This window comes from Antarcticimicrobium sediminis (assembly GCF_004348975.1).
Lineage (GTDB): Bacteria > Pseudomonadota > Alphaproteobacteria > Rhodobacterales > Rhodobacteraceae > Antarcticimicrobium > Antarcticimicrobium sediminis.
In genome coordinates this window covers 354,944-375,992 of the sequence record NZ_SMFP01000003.1, presented here as the reverse complement: position 1 = coordinate 375,992, position 21,049 = coordinate 354,944, and the positions used below count along the sequence as shown (strand labels likewise).

Annotated in this window: 17 protein-coding genes, 1 tRNA gene and 1 pseudogene; 6 read left to right on the top strand and 13 right to left on the bottom strand. The window is 61.9% G+C overall.

The features are described 5' to 3' along the window. Positions 1 to 243: 243 nt before the first annotated feature. From E1B25_RS07325 to E1B25_RS07295, 7 genes are all read right to left on the bottom strand, one after another. A complete protein-coding gene (locus E1B25_RS07325; RefSeq protein WP_132828101.1) occupies positions 244 to 1,527 on the bottom strand; it encodes an ArgE/DapE family deacylase in 1,284 nt (427 codons plus the stop codon). Next, on the bottom strand, positions 1,505 to 2,314 hold the full coding sequence (locus E1B25_RS07320) for a dienelactone hydrolase family protein (protein ID WP_132828100.1): 810 nt from the start codon (positions 2,312 to 2,314) through the stop codon (positions 1,505 to 1,507). Before E1B25_RS07320 ends, E1B25_RS07325 begins: the two co-directional genes overlap by 23 nt. Next, complete coding sequence (locus E1B25_RS07315; RefSeq protein WP_206338512.1) at positions 2,311 to 3,078, bottom strand: ABC transporter ATP-binding protein; 768 nt, start codon at positions 3,076 to 3,078, stop codon at positions 2,311 to 2,313. Before E1B25_RS07315 ends, E1B25_RS07320 begins: the two co-directional genes overlap by 4 nt. Next, positions 3,075 to 4,046: an ABC transporter ATP-binding protein gene (locus E1B25_RS07310; protein ID WP_132828099.1), complete on the bottom strand. Its 972-nt coding sequence runs from the start codon at positions 4,044 to 4,046 to the stop codon at positions 3,075 to 3,077. Before E1B25_RS07310 ends, E1B25_RS07315 begins: the two co-directional genes overlap by 4 nt. Next, positions 4,043 to 4,876: an ABC transporter permease gene (locus E1B25_RS07305; protein WP_132828098.1), complete on the bottom strand. Its 834-nt coding sequence runs from the start codon at positions 4,874 to 4,876 to the stop codon at positions 4,043 to 4,045. Before E1B25_RS07305 ends, E1B25_RS07310 begins: the two co-directional genes overlap by 4 nt. A 26-nt stretch (positions 4,877 to 4,902) precedes the next feature. Next, positions 4,903 to 5,862, bottom strand: a complete 960-nt coding sequence (locus tag E1B25_RS07300; RefSeq protein ID WP_132828097.1) for an ABC transporter permease — start codon at positions 5,860 to 5,862, stop codon at positions 4,903 to 4,905. A gap of 74 nt (positions 5,863 to 5,936) precedes the next feature. After that, positions 5,937 to 7,499: an ABC transporter substrate-binding protein gene (locus E1B25_RS07295; RefSeq protein ID WP_132828096.1), complete on the bottom strand. Its 1,563-nt coding sequence runs from the start codon at positions 7,497 to 7,499 to the stop codon at positions 5,937 to 5,939. A 190-nt stretch (positions 7,500 to 7,689) separates the two neighbouring features. Between E1B25_RS07295 and E1B25_RS07290 the strand changes: the two genes are divergently transcribed. Continuing rightward, a complete protein-coding gene (locus tag E1B25_RS07290; RefSeq protein WP_132828095.1) occupies positions 7,690 to 9,126 on the top strand; it encodes an amidase in 1,437 nt (478 codons plus the stop codon). Continuing rightward, the gene (locus tag E1B25_RS07285) at positions 9,123 to 9,977 is read left to right on the top strand and encodes a MurR/RpiR family transcriptional regulator (protein WP_132828094.1); all 855 of its coding nucleotides are present in this window, start codon (positions 9,123 to 9,125) and stop codon (positions 9,975 to 9,977) included. Before E1B25_RS07290 ends, E1B25_RS07285 begins: the two co-directional genes overlap by 4 nt. Positions 9,978 to 10,203: 226 nt before the next feature. Here the strand turns inward: E1B25_RS07285 and E1B25_RS07280 are convergent. Beyond that, positions 10,204 to 11,135 (bottom strand): annotated as a pseudogene (locus E1B25_RS07280) (IS110 family RNA-guided transposase). A 663-nt stretch (positions 11,136 to 11,798) separates the two neighbouring features. Continuing rightward, positions 11,799 to 12,569, bottom strand: a complete 771-nt coding sequence (locus tag E1B25_RS07275; RefSeq protein ID WP_206338511.1) for an IclR family transcriptional regulator — start codon at positions 12,567 to 12,569, stop codon at positions 11,799 to 11,801. A gap of 83 nt (positions 12,570 to 12,652) precedes the next feature. Between E1B25_RS07275 and E1B25_RS07270 the strand changes: the two genes are divergently transcribed. From E1B25_RS07270 to E1B25_RS07255, 4 genes are all read left to right on the top strand, one after another. Beyond that, entirely contained in the window at positions 12,653 to 15,007 is a 2,355-nt protein-coding gene (locus E1B25_RS07270) for a cytochrome P450/oxidoreductase (RefSeq protein ID WP_132828093.1), read from the top strand. Between the two features lie 58 nt (positions 15,008 to 15,065). After that, positions 15,066 to 16,100 carry a TRAP transporter substrate-binding protein gene (locus E1B25_RS07265; protein WP_132828092.1) on the top strand — a complete coding sequence of 345 codons (1,035 nt, stop codon included), beginning with the start codon at positions 15,066 to 15,068 and terminating at the stop codon, positions 16,098 to 16,100. Between the two features lie 81 nt (positions 16,101 to 16,181). Next, complete coding sequence (locus tag E1B25_RS07260) at positions 16,182 to 16,673, top strand: TRAP transporter small permease (protein WP_206338510.1); 492 nt, start codon at positions 16,182 to 16,184, stop codon at positions 16,671 to 16,673. Then, positions 16,666 to 17,967, top strand: coding sequence for a TRAP transporter large permease (locus E1B25_RS07255; RefSeq protein WP_132828091.1), 1,302 nt, complete (start codon positions 16,666 to 16,668; stop codon positions 17,965 to 17,967). The genes E1B25_RS07260 and E1B25_RS07255 overlap by 8 nt, the downstream gene beginning before the upstream one ends. 12 nt (positions 17,968 to 17,979) lie before the next feature. Here E1B25_RS07255 and E1B25_RS07250 read toward each other — a convergent pair whose 3' ends face one another. The 4 genes from E1B25_RS07250 to E1B25_RS07235 form a co-directional block, all read right to left on the bottom strand. Further along, a complete protein-coding gene (locus tag E1B25_RS07250; RefSeq protein ID WP_132828090.1) occupies positions 17,980 to 18,975 on the bottom strand; it encodes a hypothetical protein in 996 nt (331 codons plus the stop codon). 3 nt (positions 18,976 to 18,978) lie between these two features. Next, positions 18,979 to 19,497 carry a hypothetical protein gene (locus E1B25_RS07245; protein ID WP_132828089.1) on the bottom strand — a complete coding sequence of 173 codons (519 nt, stop codon included), beginning with the start codon at positions 19,495 to 19,497 and terminating at the stop codon, positions 18,979 to 18,981. 404 nt (positions 19,498 to 19,901) lie between these two features. Continuing rightward, positions 19,902 to 19,978, bottom strand: a tRNA-Met gene (locus E1B25_RS07240). 118 nt (positions 19,979 to 20,096) lie between these two features. Then, positions 20,097 to 21,047 carry an alpha/beta fold hydrolase gene (locus E1B25_RS07235; protein ID WP_245510635.1) on the bottom strand — a complete coding sequence of 317 codons (951 nt, stop codon included), beginning with the start codon at positions 21,045 to 21,047 and terminating at the stop codon, positions 20,097 to 20,099. Positions 21,048 to 21,049 lie beyond the last annotated feature (2 nt).

Sequence of the window (21,049 nt, the reverse complement as noted above, 5' to 3'; positions counted from 1 at the left end):
CACGAAATCAAGAATCCCCAGTTCGACAAGGTGCGGATGAAGCGGGAGACGGCGTTTTCTGACCGCATTCCTTAATCCACGCAGATGGTTCGCTTGAATCGCGACGAAGGGGATCCCATCCTCCTCCCTTACATCGGAATTCAGAAGGTCAGCGATCTCTGAGCGACGAGCCCCGGAGTAGGCGAGCAGGAGATTGATCCCGTAGTGATGATCCCTGAGCGAGAGGCCCCGGCGTTTGCCGCCTCAGGTTGCCGGATCCAAACCGCACCAATCGGCGATGAAAAGCGTCATCGCCTTGGTGACCTTTCTCAGCGAGGTCAGGTTGACCCGTTCATCAAATCCATGGATCGAATCTGCCACCGGACCGTAGACCAGCGCCGGCATCCCGCCGTAAAGCCCAAAGAAACGCGCATCCGTGGTGGCGGTGGATGAGACCTCCTCCAGGTCGGATCCGAATACCGCGCGATGTGCCTCGGCCAGCACGCCAACCGGTTCCTCCGCATCGCTCAGAACATATCCTTCCGCCTCGAACCCGTGATAGGTTACCTCGGGCGGGCTGTTGCGCAGGAATGCGCTGCCGCGTGCGGTCTCGAGGATGGTTTCCTCGATCTCGCGTTTGGCCGCCGGGATGCTCTGTTCGGGATAGATCGCCACCCGCACTTCGAAGCGGCACCATGCCGGCACGCTGGAGGCCCAGTCGCCGCCCTCGATCCGCCCCACGTTGAGGTTGATCGGGTGGTCGACATGGTCGTAGTGGGGATAATCCGCTTTCCTTTCGTTCCACCTCGCCTCGAGTCCGCGCAGACCTTGCATCACCAGGTAAGCCGCGTCGATCGCATTTGCCCCTGTGGTGGCGTCCGAGGCATGGACGGGGACACCGCGCACCGCGACCTCGAACCAGATCACCCCCAATTGGGCGCGGATCAGGCAATCGTGCAGCGGTTCGGGGATCAGCACCGCATCCGCGCGGTATCCCCGCGCCAGACAGGCCAGTGCCCCGTTTCCCGTGCATTCCTCTTCCACCACGCTTTGCACGATGACATCCGCCGTAGGTTTGAAACCTGCCCGCCCGATGGCATCAAGCGCGGCCAGACAGGCCACCTGTCCCGCCTTCATATCGCCGCCGCCCCGGCCATAGAGCCAGTCGCCCTCCACCCGCGGCTCGAACGGTGGTGTCGTCCACATGTCAAGCGGGCCGGTGGGCACCACATCGATATGACCGTTCAGGATCAGCGACCGCCCCTTTGGCGCCTCAGCGCGATAGGTGCCGACAACGTTCCAGGCATTTTCATAGTTCACATGCACCGGCGAAAAGCCGGGCAAGTGCCGGATCTCGTCGAGATCAACCAGAAATCGATCGACAGAAAGACCCCGGCGGCGCATCTGATTGGCCATGAAATCCTGCGCGGTATGTTCGTTTCCGCGCGTCGAAGGGAAGCGCACGACATCAGCGGTCAGCGCCACCTGCGCGTCAAAACCCGCGTCAACCGCCGCGTTCAACGCCTCAATCGTCTTGATTGTCACCATGTCGGTGCCCCCTGTCTGTTGGAATTGCGTCAATGAAATCGAGAATAGTTCGCTGAACACCACGATCTGCAGAAAGCCAGTGTTTGCCCGCCAGATGGGAGGGCGCGCGATAAACGATCGAGCGTTGCGTCGGCCCCTGCATGAAGGCGCCGCAATCACCATGCAGGACGGGCAAGCGGAACCAGGGATCTTCCTCTCCCACAAGACTGAGGACGGGCTGTCCCTGCCGGGCCTTCAGGCCACGGTATTCCGGCCAGCCGGCGTGGCAGGTCCACCCCTCGATCACCCGGGCGTCTGCCCCTATATCCGGAAGCGTGGCGGTCGTGATGCCCCCTTCTGACTGGCCCATCAGGATCAGCGGCAGGTCCGGGGCAAGCGCGCGCAGGCGGTCGGCGGCAAAGCGCATCTCGTCCTGACGCCAGCCGAGGACGGCGCGGTGCAGCCCGCCGCGCGGGATGCGTGGATCGCAACTGACCGGTTTGTCCTGGCGGGCGAAACTGTCAGGGGCCACCATCAGAACCCCGGCCTGTGCCAGAAAGCGGCCGGTGGCGGCGGAAATCTCGGACAGACCGTCGCAGCCATGGGCATAGACCACCAGCGCGCGTGGGGGATTTTCTGCGAGATGCGCAGCCAGCTCCGCAACCCTGCGCCGCGCATAGCCAGCAGCCCCTTCCGCCGGGACAAAGACCCAGGCCGCATCCCAAGTGCGCTGCACCTCGTCCGCCCGGGCTGCCGCCCCGGTGCCAAGGGTCATCGCCACGGCAAGCACCAGTGCCCAGCCCCTCATTCGATCGTCGCCATGAGTTTTCGGCTATAGGGATGCTCTGGTGTTCCATAGAAGCGCGCCGCCTCAGCGACCTCGACAAATTCGCCTTGGTACATCACCGCGATCCGGTGACTTATATAGCGTGTCGCAGCCAGATCATGAGAGATGAACAGCGCCCCGAACCCATGCCGATCCTGCAACTCCCGGATCAGGTTCAACACCTGCGCCTGTACCGAAACATCCAATGCGCTGACGGCCTCGTCAAAGACAATAAAGCGAGGCTCGGTGATCAGCGCACGGGCGATGGCCACGCGCTGTCGCTGGCCGCCAGAGAGTTGGCCCGGGAACCGTTCGGCGAATCCCGCGTCAAGGCCGACATTCTCCAGCATCGCCGCAACCCGCCCGCGCCGCTCCTTGGCCGGCATGCCGAGGATAACCAGCGGCTCCTCGACTGATCGGCCACAGCGCAGTCGAGGGTTCAACGCCCATTCGGGATGTTGCAGCACCACCGAGAGCTGCCCCCGCCGTTGCCGCAGCGCACCGAACGCTTCACCGCAGAACCGCATTGTGCCGGAACTGAGGGGCTGAAGCCCGAGACAGACCCGACCCAGCGTGGTCTTGCCAGAGCCGCTCTCGCCCACCAGACCGACGGTTTGGCCCGGCGCGATCTGAAGGCTGATCGCCTTGACCGCCTGGAAACCACCCCGCCCAAACAGCCCCCCCCCATAGGTCACGACGACTCGATCCAGATCGACGACCGGAGCGGGTATTGCGGAATCCCTCATTGCGCGACCTCCTTGCGCTCGGCTTCGGAGCCCGCCAGCAGGCACAGGACTTCCCGCTCCTCGACCGTCCGTGGCTTGGGCCTGCTACTGCGGCAAATGTCGCGGGAAACGCTACAGCGTGGCTCAAACGAACAGGCGGCGCAGCGACCGGTCAGCAGCGGTGGCGTGCCTGGGATCGGGGTCAACCATTCGCCAGGTTTTTCATGGCCTGCCGCCGCCTTCAGCAGCGCGCGGGTATAGGGGTGAACGGGCGCACCGAGGACACGCGCGGTCGTCCCCTGTTCCACGATCCTCCCCCCATACATCACGGCTACACGGTCAGCATGGCGGGCAATCATATGGACGTCATGCGACAGGATCACCAAGCTGGCACCACTTTCCTTGCGCAACCGACAGAGTGTGCCGATCACCTTGTCCTGGATCGAGGCATCGAGCGATGCGGTCGGTTCGTCCGCGATCAGCAATCGCGGGCTGCGAGCGATCGCCATGGCCACGACCACGCGCTGAGCCATACCGCCGGAAAGCTGATGCGGAAAGCTGTTTGCCACCCGCTCAGGATCGTCGAGCTCTCCCCTTTCGAGCAGCGCATGGATATCTTCTGCGCGCGCCCTTCGACCCATAGCCCGCTGCATTTGCCGTCCAATCCGCATAGTGGGGTCAAGCGCCACCATCGGATTCTGGAATACGAAGCCCAGCGTATCCCGGCGCAGCCTGCGCAAGTCGTCGCGGGCCATGTCGAAGACGGGCATGCCATCGACCTCCAGCCGTCCTGCCTCGCGCCCGGCCTCGGAGGGCAGCAGCCGGCCCATAGCCATCCCCAGCGTGCTCTTGCCCGATCCGCTTTCGCCGACGATCGCAAGGGTCTCGCCCTCGGCGATGGTCAAATCGACTCCGTCCAAGGCCCGCACCGGGCCGTTCGAGGATTGGTAGGTGATCACGAGATCTTCACACGATACGATATTGTTCATGTCAAAGACCGCCCCTTCAGAGGTTCCAGCGCGTCGCGCACCGCATCGCCGGTCAGGTTGACCGCCATGATCGCCGCCGACAGCACAGCACCCGAGGACAGCACCAGCCAAGGCGCAAAGGTCAGATAGGCGCTGCCCTGCCGCAGCAATGACCCCAGAGAGGCATAGGGAGCTTGGCCCCCCAGCCCAAGAAAGCTGAGCGCGCTTTCAATGATCATCCCGATGGACAGCGCATAGGTGAGCTGAACGATGACCGCGCCGATGATATTGGGTAGGATATGCACGATCATCACCCGCCAGGGCGAGGCGCCAGCCACCTGCGCCGCCACGATGAACCCGCGCGAGGCCAGCCCCAGCGTGACCGACCGCACGACACGGATGAACAATGGCAACGTGGCCACTGAAATCACAGCTATCGCCGAGATTTGCCCCGGTCCCATTACCGCCGCGATCAGCAAGCCCGCCAGGATCGCCGGAAAAGAAAACAGAATGTCGGCGCCGCGCGCCACCACCTGATCGGCAACCCCGCCGAAAAATCCTGCGACCATGCCCAGCAGCGTGCCGATGATGGCGGTGATGATCACCGCGACAGCCGACAGCAAAAACGTCGCGCGTATCCCGTCGACCACCCGCGGCAGGAAGGACCGCCCCAGTTCATCCGTGCCGAAGGGAAATAGCCAGCTTGGCGACGAGAGACGGGGGCCAGCGCCGATCCTCATCGGATCGCCCAGCGGCAGATACGGTCCAATCAACCCGAGCAGAATGAGAAAGACCAGCAGGCCAAAGCCGAAGCGCGACAGCCGGTCGATGCGCCCAAAAATTGAAAACATAGCGGAAATCTCCTTCGCGACTGCCATCAGTGCCGCCCGCTTCCGACCCGGGGGTCGATCAACGCATAGGCAAGATCGGCCAGCATGTTGATGGAGATAAAGACCGCGGCCGCGATCAGCACGCCGGCCTGTACGATGGCATAGTCTCGATTTTCCAGGCCGCTAAAGATGAAAAAGCCGATACCCGGAATCGAAAACAGCACCTCAACGACGACGGCACCGCCCAGAAGAAAACCAAAATAGGTGGTGACAACAGTAATGATCGGGATTGCAGAATTGCGCAGCACGTGCAGCCGGATGATGTCGAACGGTCGCTCGCCCCGGGCGAGCGCGGTGGTGATATAGCCCTCGGTCATTACCCGCAGCACGGCGTCGCGGGTGGTGCGCAGCACCAGCGCGATACCGAACAGGGACAGCGTGAGGGCCGGCAGTAACATGGTGCGCAGATTGCCCACCGGATCCTCAATCGGGCTGACATATCCGCCGACCCGCAGCCATAGCGACCAGACCGAAAAGACGAAAATAAGGAGGCTGCCCAGAACGAAATCGGGAACGCTGGCCCCCAGCGCACCAACCAGCCGCGCCAATATTCCGCCGCGATGCCCCGGCGGTGCGATACCGGCGAGGATGCCCAAAGGCAGGCCGCCCGCCAGCGCAAAGGCCAGAGCCAACAGTGCCAATTCAAGCGTCACCGGCGCACGGCGGAGAAACTCGTCCAGCACCGGCGCGCGGGTGACCATCGAAACGCCCATATCCCCCTGAAACAAGGCCCCAAGCCAGTTCAGATATTGAACCAGAAGAGGTTGATCGAGGCCATAGCGTACCGCGATCGCTTCGCGGGCCTCTGGCGTCACGAAGGGGCCGAGCAGAACGTCGGCATAGCCGCCCGGGATCATCCGCAGTGCGAGGAAGACCAGCGCTGAGACCCCCAGCATCGTGATGGAGGCAAATATCAGCTTTGGCAGAAAATAGAGAAGGATACGCATCATTCAGCCTATATGGATGCAGCGGCCGCGCGGACGATCAACAAGGAGCGTCCGCGCAACTGTCTTGTCTGCGATCAGTCCAGAGATTTGAAATCATAGATGAACTGGAACGTATTCGACGAACCGGAGCGTTTCGCCACCTTCACCTCGATGGTGTCGGAGCGGTAGGCGATGTAGTCGGTGCGGCTGACCAGCGCGAGCAGGTTGGCGCCATCGTCGATCATGTCACAGATCTCGACCAGCTTGGTGTCACGGATTTCGCCGTCCGGCAGGGATTTCACCTCCTCAAGAGCGGTATCCAGCGCGGGTACGTCCTCTTGGAAAGACTGGTTCCATATGGCGAAGTTCGGGTTCCACCAAGCGATCACCATGCTGGGGTCGGTATAGCCCGCGAGCCATGAGAGCGAGACGTCGAACTCACCCTTGGTGAACACCTTGTCGAGATACTCGGCGACCGGAGGCTGCACGATATCAACTTTGAAGCCGGCCTCCGTGATGCTTTGCTGCGCCACTTGGGCGATGCGTCCATAGACCGGATCTGCCGAGGTCGCCATGATGGTGATTTCGGGTGCGGGCTTGCCCGCTTCGGCCAGCAAATCCTTGGCCTTTGACAGGCGATCCTCCCGCGATAGTGCATAGGTGGACGTGTTGTGGCAGGCGTCCTTGCCGAAGGCCGCAGGCACAGGGTAGTCCACCGTGGTGGAGCCGGCAAAGACCAGATCGTTGATCGCATCCCTGTCGAGCGCGAGATTGAAGGCCTGACGCACCCGAATGTCGTGGAAGGCCGAGGTCTCGCTCTTCGCGTTCACGTCCATCCGGTAGTAATTGGTGGTCTGTTGCGGGAGCACCTCGATATTGCTGTCACGCGCCAACATCAGCGCAACGTCGGGGTTGCTGAACGTGGTAAAATCGATCCGCCCATCGCGCAAGGCTGCCATACGGGCGGAATCATCGGGGATGATCAGCGCACTGAGCGTTTCAGGCGCGGTTGCGTCTTTGCGCCAGTAGTGTGGGTTTTTGGTCAGCGACCAGCTTTCATCCTGTTTATGGTTGGCAACCATGAAGGGACCTGACCCCATCAGTTGCGACGTCGGATCGAAGCTACCCTCCTCCAACTCCTTGATCGGCATGATCGCTGCGGTGACATGCGCCAGCGCGGCCAGAAAGGCAGTGTGCGGCGCCTCGAGCTCGACCGTCACGGTGTGATCGTCCGGTGCCTCGATCTTGGCGATCGTACCGAGCTGCGCGGTCCAGTACGAGGCCGTTTCGGGATTCTTAATCCGCATCAAGCTGCCGATCACATCGGCGGCGACCACCGCACGACCGTTGGAAAAGGCCGCACCAGGACGGATTTTGAAGACATAGCTGGTGGGTGAGGTTTGCTCCCAGCTTTCGGCGAGCCCCGGCTGCAGCGCCATGGAGTCATCGGTGGTCAGAAGCGTTTCATAAACCATCTGGTACATCTGCCACGAGGCCACGGTTCCCGCGACATGCGCGTCGAACCCTGTGATCTCGCCTGGCTTACCCCAGACGATGGTATCATCCGCGGCATAGGCTGCTCCCGGCAGCCCCGTCAGCATCCCCAGCCCCGCAGCGAAGGCGAGACCGAGAATTCCCTGTTGTCTTGTCATTTTCATTTTTTTGCTCTCCTGAAATTTGACCCGAGAGTTGCAGGATACTGCGACATCGGCACGCCATGTTTGGCGTCGACACCGATATTGATGGTAGACAATTCACATTCAGTCAAGCAATGTTATTTGGCAAACTTAGGTACGACAAGCTGACACTCCCGCTTGCTCGGGCACTCGACGAAAAACAGGGCCGCATATGATTGGGAAAACCGAATACCGCGAACACGACGCTTTGGGGCTATCTGCTCTTATACGCGACGGGCAGGTTGAGGCGGGCGAAGTGCTGGAAACCGCGATCGCCTGCGCGGAATCGGCCGATCCAGCGGTGCATGCGCTATCCCAAAAGCTCTACGATCATGGGCGCGAGGCCCTTCGCGTGGGCACCGGAGAGGGGCCGTTCGCCGGGGTGCCGTTTCTGCTCAAGGACATCGGCGCGACTTTGAGGGGAACCGTGACCACCAATGGGTCCTGTTTCTACGCAGACCAGCCACCGGCACAGGCGGATTCGACCCTGACCGCCCGTTACAAACAGGCCGGGCTGGTGATCTTCGGCAAGACGACGACGCCGGAAATGGCGCTGGCGGCCTCAACCGAGGGCAGCTTTACCGGTACCACCCGCAATCCTTGGGCGCTTGACAGAACGTCCGGCGGCTCCTCTGGCGGGGCGGCTGCGGCAGTGGCTTCGGGTATCGTACCGGCGGCGCATGCAAGCGACGGCGGCGGCTCGATCCGCATCCCTGCTTCGTGCTGCGGATTGTTCGGGCTGAAACCCACCCGCGCCCGGACCCCGGCCGGGCCCTACGCCGGCGAAGGGTGGGGCAGCCTTTCTGTGAACCACGTCCTGACCCGCAGCGTACGAGACAGTGCGGCGCTGTTGGATGCGACCCAAGGCTATGCCCCGGGCGACCCCTATTGCGCCCCCGCCGTCGAACGCCCCTTTCTTTCAGAGGTCGGCCAGCCACCGGGACGTTTGCGGATCGGTCTCCAGCGGCATCCCATATCCGGGGTTCCAGTCGATCCCGAATGCGCGCGCGCCGCTGAGAAGGCCGCGCATCTTTTGGCCACGCTCGGTCATGACGTCGAGGATGCGCAGCCACCTGGAGACTGGGAAGAGTTGGGATCCGCCCTTTGGGCCCTGGTGGCCAGCAATGTCTCGGTGACGCTGAAGAAACGCGCCGCACAACTGGGTCGGCCGCTTTCGGAAAACGATGTCGATCCGGTAACCTGGAACGCCGTTGCACACGCCGCGACGCTTGATGCCGACGCCTATCCCGCTGCGATTTCGGTAATCCACATGCAGGGGCGCCGGATGGCGGAGTTCCACGAAACCTATGACGTGATCCTCAGCCCTACGCTGGCCAAACCGCCGGTGCCGCTGGGTCCGCAGCGCACCGACAATCCGGATCTGGAGGCCTATGGCCGAGCCCTTGCCGAGTTCAGCCCCTTCACCCAACTTTTCAACATGACCGGACAACCAAGCATGTCGGTGCCGCTTCACTGGTCACCTGATAACCTGCCGATCGGGGTGATGTTCAGCGCACGATTTGGCGAGGAGGCTCTCCTGATCCGCTTGGCATCGCAACTGGAACAGGCCAAACCATGGTTTGACAAAATTGCGATAATGAACCGATGACCGAACCGTTAGCCGATAAACTTCGCAAAGCCTTCCCGGACCTGACGAAATCCGAAAAGGCGGTCGCCACCTATCTTCTCGCCCATATGCGACAGTTGCCGTACGAGACCGCAGCTTCGATCGCCGACAGTGTCGGCGTCAGCCAGATGACAGTCAGCCGGTTCCTCAGAACGCTGGGGTACAAGGGGTTGAGCGATCTGAAAGAGCGGCTGCGCGCCTATATGGCGGCGACGCCGCTGTTGGTATCGGACCGGGTCGACCGTATCCGAACAGATCCGGGGGCAGATGCGCGGCTCTCCAATAACCTGGAGCGAGAACTGCAGGCCACCGTCGCCGTCTACGAATTGCGTCACAGCCCGAGCTGGCGATGCGTGACCAAACAGCTGTGTTCGGCAGAGACAGTCTTTATTGCAGGTTTTCAGACCATCAGCGGCATCGCCTCCGATTTTGCCGGGCGGCTCGAATACGTGCGGCCCAACGCGGTTTTCCTGCAAAGCAAAAGCGGTACATTCAGTGAGCTCTTTGCCTCTGGCGACAACGACAAGCTACTGATCCTGTTCGAGATGCGCCGCTATACAAAATTGAGCTTCCAGCTTGCCCGCGCCGCCACTGAAGCCGGCATTCCTCTGGTCATTATCTGCGATACCCATTGCTACTGGGCACATGATTTCACCGAGAACGTACTGGCGGTAAATACCGAATCCGAGCTGTTTTGGGATTCCCAGACCCCCTTCGCAACGCTTACCAACTTGCTACTTGACGATGTCATTGCGCAACTGGGCGGTCAGGTTGCCGAACGTATCCAAAAAATGCGCCGCCTGCAGGACCAGTTCGAAGCCTTTGTTGAATGACCTCTCATAACGCTCTGTAGGCGATCAGGCTACCCGCGATCACCTGCAGAATATGTAAACGGTACAAAGGCCCCATGTTTCGAATGTAAGACACGTTACGGCATTTGCCCCACAGCCAGCCCCTCTCGTGCATGGAAACATGCACTGCCGGGCAGTGGATGGCATTGTGACACTTGCGGGTGTCGTAGGCCCCGTCTGCGGTGACACTGCCGAGTATCCGTGATGATCAAGTGGCTTCAGGAGCCCATTTTCGACCATCTCTGAGCAATGCATTCGCCAGAACGACAAGTTTCCGCATGACAGCGGTCACTGCAACTTTTCGAGGTTTTCCGGCTCGAACGAGGTCTTCGAACTTCGCTCTGGCGGAGGTGTTGTGCTGGATGGCGCTGAGCGTTGGCATGAATAGTGCCTGCCGGACAAATTGGCGGCCTCCCCGGATCCGTTCCTGACCTCGCCATTGCCCTGATTGGCGCGACATTGGCGCCAAGCCGGCCAAGGCGGCAGCTTCCTTTCCGGTGATTGCACCGAGTTCCGGCATGTCTGCGAGCAAGGCCGTCGCCGAGACGATTGATATGCCGGGAATGCTGATCAGGATGTCTAACCGTTCCGCCAGCCCTGTGTCGGAGGAAATGAGAGCCTGCATGGTGGCATCAACCCGCACAATCTGTCGCTCGATCTGTGCCAGCCGTTGCGCGAGGAGACGCCGCAGCATGGCCTGTCTTGCGGTCTTGAGCCGCGTCTTTGCGGCGGTACGATCCTTGACCAAGCCCCGGCGAAACACCTCCAATTCTCGTAGATCTGCAACGATTTCCGGTTGCACCGCCGAGGGTTCGAGCTGCGCGTAGCCCCCATCCGTGCCAGCATCTTGGCGTCCAGTTTGTCGGTCTTGGCAACACAGCCAATCGCTTCTGCAAAACGTCGCGCCTGCCGGGGATTGACCGATCCGAAGGTCAATCTCCGGCGCGACAACACACGCTCGAGTTCCCGGTGGTATGCGCCGGACGCTTCGAGCACGATGAGCGCGGTATCCACGGATGCCCATCGCAACAGCTTGGCCAATCCCGTGGTATCGTTCGAAAACTGCCGGTATTCGTCTCTTGTTGAGCAGTACGCATCAAGTACTTTCTTGGAAATATCGATGCCAATGGTATCCTGCATGGAGTATCTCTCACCTCGTCTTGTCATGCGGGCCCGAAGCCCGTTCCTCAGGAAAATGATTCACTGGATCGTTTTCGGAACCCTCAGAACTCCGTTCAGGTTCGAACACAACGCGGGGGCGACCATAAAGGACCCTCGGCAACGGTCCTTTATGACCAAGAGGGGTACGATCCATCCCCCGCCACCACGCCGATTTGCGCGATCTGCGTGGTGGCTCCCATCATGCAACGAGAGCTGAGAAATTTTTAAGACAAGAGGGCAAAAGCTGGCATCCAGCGTGTTGGAGAGCCGCCACGCCAGCACCTTACGCGTGGCCCAGTCCATGATTACCACCACGTAAAGGAACCCTTTGTAAAATATGGGTGCAGCGCCGAATCCGGGGACAGGGCAGGGATCTCTGATTTACTGTCTGATGGCGGCCTGGGTTTCCTCGCGCTCTGGGGCGGGTATACGGTGTTCGCTGCGGCGAGGGATTTTCCGGCCCTGCAAGGGTCTACCTTGGTGTCGTTCGGTGCCCTGCTTTGCGGTTGGCAGGATACGGTCGAGATCTGGTCCTCTGGCCCCGGGCGGGTGCCGGGCGATCCCGCCCGCGTCGTACAATCGGGAGGGAGAATTGCCCGAAATCCGTGCCACGTGTGGACCAGTCGTCACCAGACCCGGATGTCAGTCGAACCGCCCGGACAAGGCGCGCGCCGCCTCCGGGACGGCACGGCAGGCAAGGTCCAGGTCAAGGGCTTCCAGCGCGACAACGCCGATCGAATACTCCATGCCCGCGAATGCCGCGCCGAGCAGGCGCACCGGGCTCGACACGCCGACGGCGCCCTTGTGCAATTGCCCTCGGGTCACGCTATACCCCTGTTCGCGTGCGGTGCGGATCTCTTCGCTGTCATCGGGATGCGCCGGGCGCGCGGCAAGGATCGCGATCCCGGCGGCCCCCAACCTGATCGGATGCCTCAGGCCGACACGATAGTGGATATTGACCACCGCGCGGCGCGGCTCCGCAGTCTGGACCACGACGCAGTCCGCGCCCTCGGCCATGGACAGAAAGGCGGTCGCCCCCGTGGTTTCAGCCAGATCCTCCAAAATCGGCTGTGCCAAGGACCGGACGCTGTCAGCCGCCTGCGCGCCCAGTTGGAACGCTGCAGCGCCAAGCACGATGCGCCCGTCTTCCACCCGCCGAACCATGCCGTGGGCCGACAAGGTTGCGATGATCCGGTACGCTATCGCCCGGTGCAACTTGAGGCGTTCCGCGAGGTCGCCCACCTTGAGCCCCCCCGGGGTGCGGGCGATCAGCAACAGCGCCTCGATCCCGCGATCCAGCGTTTGAAGCGTGCCTTGTGCCATGTCGCGCCCTGCTTGTTTCAGCCTGTCTCCGATCCCGCCATTAGCCACATTCTGCGCGTTCGGCAACATCGCGTCCCGATATTCGCGCATATCGTACCGATATTTGCGATTGTATGTACAGTATTAGTAAATTAGATCGGAGCCGAACATCATTTCCGAGAGGAGGCGGAGATATGACGGACACCTCGCACAAGCGATCAGCCCAACCGCAAGCCTGCCCGTTTAGCGGCGCGCCCGCAGACTCGGCAGAACACGGCAGCTGCCCGGTATCTGATCCCTTCGCGCTGGCGCGCGCCTTCGATGCCTTTGATGGCCCCTATCAGCTTGACCCGGCCGAGGCGCTGCGCTGGTCGCGCGATCAGCTTCCGGTGTTCTATGCCGAGACGCTCGGATACTGGGTCGTGACCCGCTATGACGACATCAAGGCGGTGTTTCGCGACGGCATCCTGTTTTCGCCCCGCAACGTGCTGGAAAAGATCACCCCCGCCACGCCCGAGGCGATGGAGGTTCTGAAAAGCTACGGCTACGCCATGAACCGCACCATGGTGAACGAGGACGAACCGGCACATATGGAGCGCCGCCGCGCCCTGATGGATCACTTCATTCCCGCCAACCTCGAACATCACCAAGAGATGGTCCGGCGCCTGACGCGGGAAAAGATGGATGCGTTCATCGACGAGGACCGTGTCGATCTGGTCGAATCCCTGCTGTATGAGGTGCCGCTCAACGTCGCGCTGCATTTCCTCGGCGTGCCCGAGGACGAGATCGCGGTGTTGCGCAATTTCTCCGTCGCGCATTCGGTCAACACATGGGGCAAACCCACGGACGAACAGCAGATCGCCATCGCCCATGACGTTGGCCAGTTCTGGCAATACGCGGGCACGGTCATCGAAAAGATGAAGGCCGAGCCCGAGGGCACCGGCTGGATGCATGAGACCATCCGCAAGAACGTTGAGATGCCCGACGTGGTTACCGATAGCTATGTGCATTCGATGATGATGGCGATCATCGTCGCGGCGCATGAGACCACCTCGCTCGCCTCCACCAATATGTTCAAGACGCTGCTGTCCAACCGCGAGGCTTGGGACGACATCTGCGCCGATCCCAGCCTGATCCCCAACGCGGTCGAGGAATGCCTGCGCTTTGCCGGCTCCATCGTCGCCTGGCGGCGGCAGGTGACGGCGCCCACCACGCTAAACGGCGTCGATCTGCCCGAGGGGGCAAAGCTGCTGATCGTGCAGGCTTCCGGCAATCAGGACGAGCGGCATTTTGAGGGCGGCGACAGCTTCGACATCTATCGCGACAATGCGGTCGACCACCTGACCTTTGGCTATGGCAGCCACCAATGCATGGGCAAGAACATCGGTCGGATGGAGATGCGGATCTTTCTCGAAGAGATGAGCCGCCGTCTGCCGCATCTGCGACTGGCCGAACAGGATTTCACCTATCTGCCCAACACCTCGTTCCGCGGCCCCGACCATCTGTGGGTCGAATGGGATCCGGAACTGAATCCGGAGCGCGCACAGCCGCAACTGGCCCACGATCACCAGCGCTTCCCGGTCGGCGCGCCGTCGCGGCGCGACATCGCCCGCAAGGTCCGCGTCACCGAGGTTCGGCAAGAGGCGGACGGCATCCTTGGGCTGACGCTGCAAGACGCCAAGGGCCGCCCGCTGCCGCGCTGGAGCGCTGGGGCGCATGTGGAGCTGGTCGCCGGTGGGTATGACCGCAAGTATTCGCTTTGCGGGCGCAGCGATGCGCCGGGCTATGACCTCGCCATTCTGCGCGAAGACGAGGGGCGCGGGGGATCGCGCTATCTCCACGACAGCGTGCAACAGGGGATGGAACTGCGCCTGCGTGGCCCCAGCAACCTGTTCCGGCTCGACGAGGAGGCTTGCGCCTATGTGCTGATCGCCGGTGGCATCGGCATCACCCCGATCCTTGCCATGGCCGACCGGCTGAAAAGTCTGGGGAAGCCCTATGCGATCCATTATTGCGGCCGGTCGCGCGCGACCATGGCGCTGATGGAACGGCTGCAGGCCGATCATTCGGGCCATCTGAGCCTGCACATCAAGGACGAAGGCGCTCGCGCCGATCTCACGGCGATCGTGGCCGCCCTGCCCGAGGGCGGGCAGATCTATTGCTGCGGGCCGGAGCGGATGATCACCGCCTTGGAGGATCTGACGGCGGAGCGCCCCGAAGGCACGCTGCATTTCGAGCATTTCTCGGCCCATGACACCGGCCTCGACCCGGACAAGGAAACCGCCTTTGAGGTCGAGCTGGTGGATTCCGGCCTGACCCTGAACGTCGCCGCCGATCAAACCCTGCTCGACGCGATCCAGGCTACTGGCATCGACGTCGCCTCCGACTGCTGCGAAGGGCTCTGCGGCAGCTGCGATGTCACCGTGCTCGACGGCGACATCGACCACCGCGACAGCGTGCTGTCGCGCCGCGAACGGGCCGCAAACAATCGCATGATGTCCTGCTGTTCGCGCGCAAAGAATGGCGGCCGGATCAAGCTGGCGCTTTGACGTCCAGCGACCGGTCGCATTACCCTCAACCCCGAGATATCACAGGGAGGATTCTCAGATGACACGCAAACCCAATCTTCTGGCCGGCGCGGCACTTTCTGCCGCCGTGGCCCTGACAGGCGCAACCGGTGCCGAGGCCAAGATCAAGCTGAAGGTGAGCCATTACCTTCCCGCTGTGCACGGCATCCACACCGATTTCATCGTGCCCTGGACCGAACAGGTCACCGCCTGCACGGATGGCGAGGTCGAGTTCGAGATCTTTCCCGCCGGCTCGCAGCTGGGCAATGTGGCGCGGCAGCAGGAACAGGTGATGGCCGGGGTGGTCGATATCGCCCACGGTCTGCATGGCATCCCGCGCGGCCGTTTCCCGCGCACCTCGCTGATCGACATGCCGTTCCTGACTGATGACGCCGGCGCGGCAAGCTATGCGCTTTGGTCTCTTTACCCGGAGTATCTCTCCGAGGAATACCGCGGACTGAAAGTGCTGGCGCTTCATGCCCACAACGGCGGCCTGCTGCACACTGCCAACAAGAAGGTCGAAACGATCGAGGACATGGACGGGCTGCGCATCCGCACCCCCAGCCCTGCGGTGTCCGAGATGCTGTCCTTTCTGGGTGCCGATCCGCAGGGTCTGCCGCCGGGGGAAGTCTATGAAAGCCTGCAGCGTGGCGTCATCGACGGCACCGTTTTCCCATGGGATCCGGTCAAGAGCTTTGGCCTGAACGAGGTGTTGAACTACCATCTCGATCTTGGAGCCTATACCGTCTCGTTCTTTTACGTGATGAACCAGCGTTCTTACGATCGTCTAAGCGACACCGCTCAGGCCTGCATCGACAAATATTCGGGCGCGGATCTGGTCGCGAAGTTCGGCGACTGGTGGGATCAATGGGATGCCCCCGCTCGCCAGGAGGCGGTTGACGCTGGCCATGAGATCATCACGCTTTCGGACGCGCAACGCGCGCGTTGGGAAGAGACCCTGCAACCGATGATGGCGTCCTATCTTCAGTCCGTCGAGGATGCCGGCGTTGACAACGCCGAAGATATCTACAAAGCGATGCAGGACAAAATCCGGGAATATGAAGCGGCGCATTAGGACTGATGCCGGTCATGGTCTGACAATTGCTCCGGCCCGTGTTCTTGCGCGGGCCGGAGGTTTTCGGAAGGGGGAAAGAGGTTGGCAACACAGCTTGCGAAACGGGCCCGGAGCCTTGTCACGGCAATGGCAATGGCGGGTGTGATCGCCTATGGCGCCGCCGCGGTGGTGACGGTTGCCGATGTTCTGGGCCGCCGGATCGGGCTGCCGATCGAAGGCGTGGTCGACTTGGTGCAGCTTTTCGTGGTGACAGGCGCTTGGCTTGCAATGCCCTATGCCTTCATGTCCGCGGCACATGTCAGCGTGGATTTCCTGCTGGCATTGATGCCCGACTCGTTGGCGGTCGCCTTGCGGCTGCTGGCCGCCGCCCTGACCCTCGGCCTTCTCGCGCTGATGCTGTGGCAGGGCTTTCTGACCTTCCAGACCCGCACGATGTTCGGTGACAAGTCCCAGCAACTCGGGATTCCGGTCGCGTGGTACTGGTACCCGCTGCTGGTCGGGCTTGCCGCCTCCATGCTCGGTGTGCTGCTCGAACTGCACCAGGCTTTGAAAAGGACACCGGATCATGAGTGATGCAATCCTCGGGCTGCTGGGCTTTTGCGCCGCACTGGTTCTGATCGGCCTCGGCCTGCCGGTGGCGGTGTCCATGGGGGCGATCGGGGCTCTGGGCTACTGGTATTTGAACGGTTGGATGGGGGCGGCCTATATCCTCGGGTCCAGCCCGTTTGAGTCGATCTTTCCCTATTCCTTTTCGGTGATACCGCTGTTCGTCATGATGGGGGTGTTCGCCTCGCACGCCGGGTTGTCGCGGTCGCTGTTCAACGTGATCAACGCCTATATCGGACACCGCAAGGGCGGGTTGGCGATCACCACCGTTGGCGCGAGCGCGGTGTTTGGCGCGATCTGCGGCTCGTCGCTGGCCACCGTGGCCACCATCGGTCGGGTTGCCCTGCCCGAGATGAAGCGGCACGGCTATGATCCATCGCTGGCCACCGCCACCGTCGCGGCTGGCGGTACGCTGGGGGTTCTGATTCCGCCCTCCGTGCTGCTGGTCATCTACGGGCTGCTGACCCAAAGCTCGATCGGCCAACTCTTTATCGGCGCGCTGGTGCCGGGGTTGTTGGGGGCCGCGCTCTATGCTGGTGCGATCATGGTCCGCGTGCGGCTGAATCCGGGTATCGCCCCCCGATCCGAACGGACCGGCTGGCGCGACCGGCTGCGCCTCACGGGGCAGGTCTGGCCTGTGATGGTACTTTTTTTCGTGGTGATCGGAGGCATTTACTTGGGATGGTTCTCGCCGACGGAAGCGGCCGCCGTGGGCGCGCTCGGTGCCTTTGTTCTGGCGCTGTTCTCGGGCGAGTTGAACCGCGCGACGCTGAGGGCCTCGGTCTTTGAGACCACGGGGCTGACCGGGATGATCTTTTTCATCCTGATCGGGGCGGCCCTGTTCAATTTCTTCCTTGAAAACACCGGTCTGCCGCAATTCTTGATCGAACAGATCCGCAATTCCGGCCTTGGCCCGACTTCGGTCATGGTCCTGATCCTGATCTTCTACATCGTTCTGGGCTGTTTCATGGATGCGATGTCCATGATCCTGCTGACGGTGCCACTGCTGGCACCGGTCGCGCTGGAGCTGGATTTCAGCCTGGTCTGGTTTGGTATCATAGTGGTCACGGTCGCCGAGATCGGGCTGATCACACCGCCCATCGGGATGAACCTGTTCGTGGTGCAGGCTGCGGCGCGGGACGTGAAGCAGGGAACCGTGATCCGGGGCATCGTGCCCTTCATCCTGGCCGATATCCTGCGGTTGACGCTGCTGGTGGCCTTCCCCGCGCTCGTGCTCTGGCTGCCGGCGCAGGCGTTTTAAGCCGCGCCGCGGTCAGGCTGCCGGCAGCAGCAGGAGGGGTGTTTCCTTCTCCGCGCGCAGCTGCTCGATGTAGTCGCGGCCGTTCAAGCGCTTTTCGATCAGGGTTTCAATCAGCAAGGGGCGGGTCTCGGAGAGATCCTGGAATTCCCGGATCGCGGCGGTGAACTGTCTGGCAGGTTCAATCTCGCGCCGGAAGGCGGCCTCCCGTGTAAGGGCATCCCCTTCAGCGGTTGCAGCGCGACGGCGAGCGAGGTCCAGCGGTGACACGGGGTCCAGCAGGCGGGCGTTGCGCGCCATGAAGCGCCGCGAGAAGTCGCGGGCGCTTTCCAACTCACCGATCAACACGAGACATTCCACCCGGGTCGCTGCCAACACACGATACCGCTCCAGCAAATAGCCAGCGAGCTTCAAGTCCGGGGTTTGCGCGGCCAGATGCTCCTCGATCAGTTTCGGGTAGTAGTAGACCATGTCGTTTAGGCGGTCGGCCACCCGGGTCCATATGCGTAGGCCGTCCGTGCTGGTCCATCCTTCCTCCGCGTGATCGAGCTGGCCGTCGAGATCGGCTTCGAGGTTTTTCAACTCGCGCAAGCGCTGGTCCTCGAACTCTCGGCTGATCAGACTTTCCAGGTTGTCGATCTTGGTCGAGACCTTGTCGATGCGCGACTTGATCACGGCGAAGCCCGCGACACTGATCCCAATGCCGAGACCCGCAAGCGCCAGATTTGCGATCTGCATGGATTGCAGCCCCGAAAGCATCTGCTGCATTGCCGTGATTTTCTGATCCACGCGATAAAGTTGGTAGTTGGATGCGACCGATGAGAGGGTAGATACCGGCGACAGGAAGGCGTTGGCCGGCAAGTTGGCCAACTGGTTCAGAAAACCGGTCTCCTGCATGTGGGCGACGATGCGCCCCGTTTCGGTATCTTTCAGGATCGCTCCGAACCGCACCACCTGTCCCAGTTTTTCGGCGGTGACGAAGTGAGCCGGGATTTCAAATGGTATTGACATGGGTCACTCCTTTTCCATGGCGATTGCCTCAAGTGTCTTCAAATGGTCGAGCACTGCTGCACGCAACGACTGTCCCTCCCCGTCACTGTCTTCGCCCAAGACTGCGACGCGCACGATCTCCCGCAGTTCGGAGCCGCCCTTGAGAGCCTCCTCGCGCAACCGCGAGAATGTTGGGGTATCAACCCAAGAGAAGCCTTTCGTATGAATGTCTTGGGTGATGGGCTCAGGCAAATGTTCATGGCGCAATAAAAAAGAAAGCTCCATTCTCGCGGCGCCAGGCAGGTGACGTGTGACATATTCAGCCCAATCGTCGAGGGCAGCTTCGATGCGGTCCTTATAATTAGACCCGTAGAAGAGCGCGCGGATCGTTGAATGGCTCTCGTGAATGTCGGACAGGTCCAGGATCAAAGCCTTGGAGGCCATCGTCAAGAACAGTTCAGTCTCGATTTCCCACCAATCGCGCCAGTCCCGAACGGTACGGCGAAGACTGATGGTATTACTTTCCACTGCGCTGTCCTTCACGCGAGTTCCCCCTATTTTTTCCCGTAAAGCATGTTGCCATCGGCGAGGCCGACGAACAAGTGAAAGATCCTTTCCCGGGCGCATTGCGGCCAGCCTCGACATGCTCGATACACCAACCGAATTCGCAGTGAACGACCTGAAGGTCGAGCGCATCGCCAACCTGTGTGTGGGCGTCTATCCACCCGACGGACGGGTCAGGGCGGCCTCGCGCTGGGTTGTTATGGGAGCCCTAGGAGCACGGTCCATGCCGGTGTCCTCGTACGGGATCGGGTGAATAGGCTACGGGAATGGAAACACCGATGCAGCGGCGCCGTTCTGCCACCCCGGCGCCACCCCGGAACGCATTTTGCAGCCCGACAGATAACCCCACACAGGAGGAAGTCGCTGATTTACCTGAGGGAATTTGGTAGCGGAGGAGGGACTTGAACCCCCGACACGCGGATTATGATTCCGCTGCTCTAACCAACTGAGCTACTCCGCCATGAGTGAGTGCGCATTTAGGGGGTTCAGAGGGGCGGGTCAAGCGGGAAATCCGTGGATTTTCGTATTCAGTGCCCGTTGCTTGCCCGTGATATCTTGCTCTGGCACGGGCAGGGGGGTCAGGGCGCTTTTGCGGCCATGCGTCGGATGAATTTGTCGCAGATCTCTGGCACGGTGATCGGCAACATATGGCCCCCACCTGCCACCTCTTCGCATTTCAGGCCATAGCGCTCCATCGGTGCGCCGTGACGGGCGGGCGACAGCAGGCCGTCGGCGGCCCCGAACAACACCCCGCCCGGGGTCTTCAGCGCGGTGGCGTAGCGGGCTTGTTGCGCCGCGATGCCGGTATTGGCGGCCATGAAATCCGCCGAGGCGGCGATGAACGCCTTGGGCCGCAGTCCCAGCGCACCGCCGCCGCGCACCAGAAAATCCTCGGGGCAGGGCTCGGGGCTGAACACCTGTTCCAGTACGGCGGCGGCGCTGCGCTGTGCCATCGGTACGGCGATGGTGTGGGCGATCACCCGTCGCTTCAGGGGCGACGCTACCGCCAGCCCCTTGAACGCCGCGCTTTCCTCGCCCTGGTCGTGGGTCAGCGGTGCGATCAGTGCCAGCGCGCGCGCCTGATCGGGACGCTCCAGAGCCATGGCCAGCGCCACCGCGCCGCCCAGCGAATGCCCGACCAGAACCGGGCGGTCGACCTCCAGCTTGTCGAGAAACGCCCAGATCATCCGCGCCTGTTGCGACAGCGCGGCCTCTCCATCACTGTCACGGGTGGAGTAGCCGCAGCCGGGACGATCCAGCGCGATCACGCGAAAGTCGTCGGCGAGCAGATCCGCGACGCCATAGGTGAAATGCTGCAGTTGCCCGGACAGCCCGTGGATCAGCACGACGACCGGCGCATCGCGCGGGCCCAGATCGACAAAGTGGATCGTGCCGCCCGGCACCGGCTGTATCTCGCCCGCTTGCGGCACCAGACGTTCCGCCTCGCGGCCCAGAGCGCGCGAGCGCAGCACGGCGGCCGCCATTAGTCCTGCGATCAGCAGGAAAAGAATGATCAGGATTGTCAGCAAGG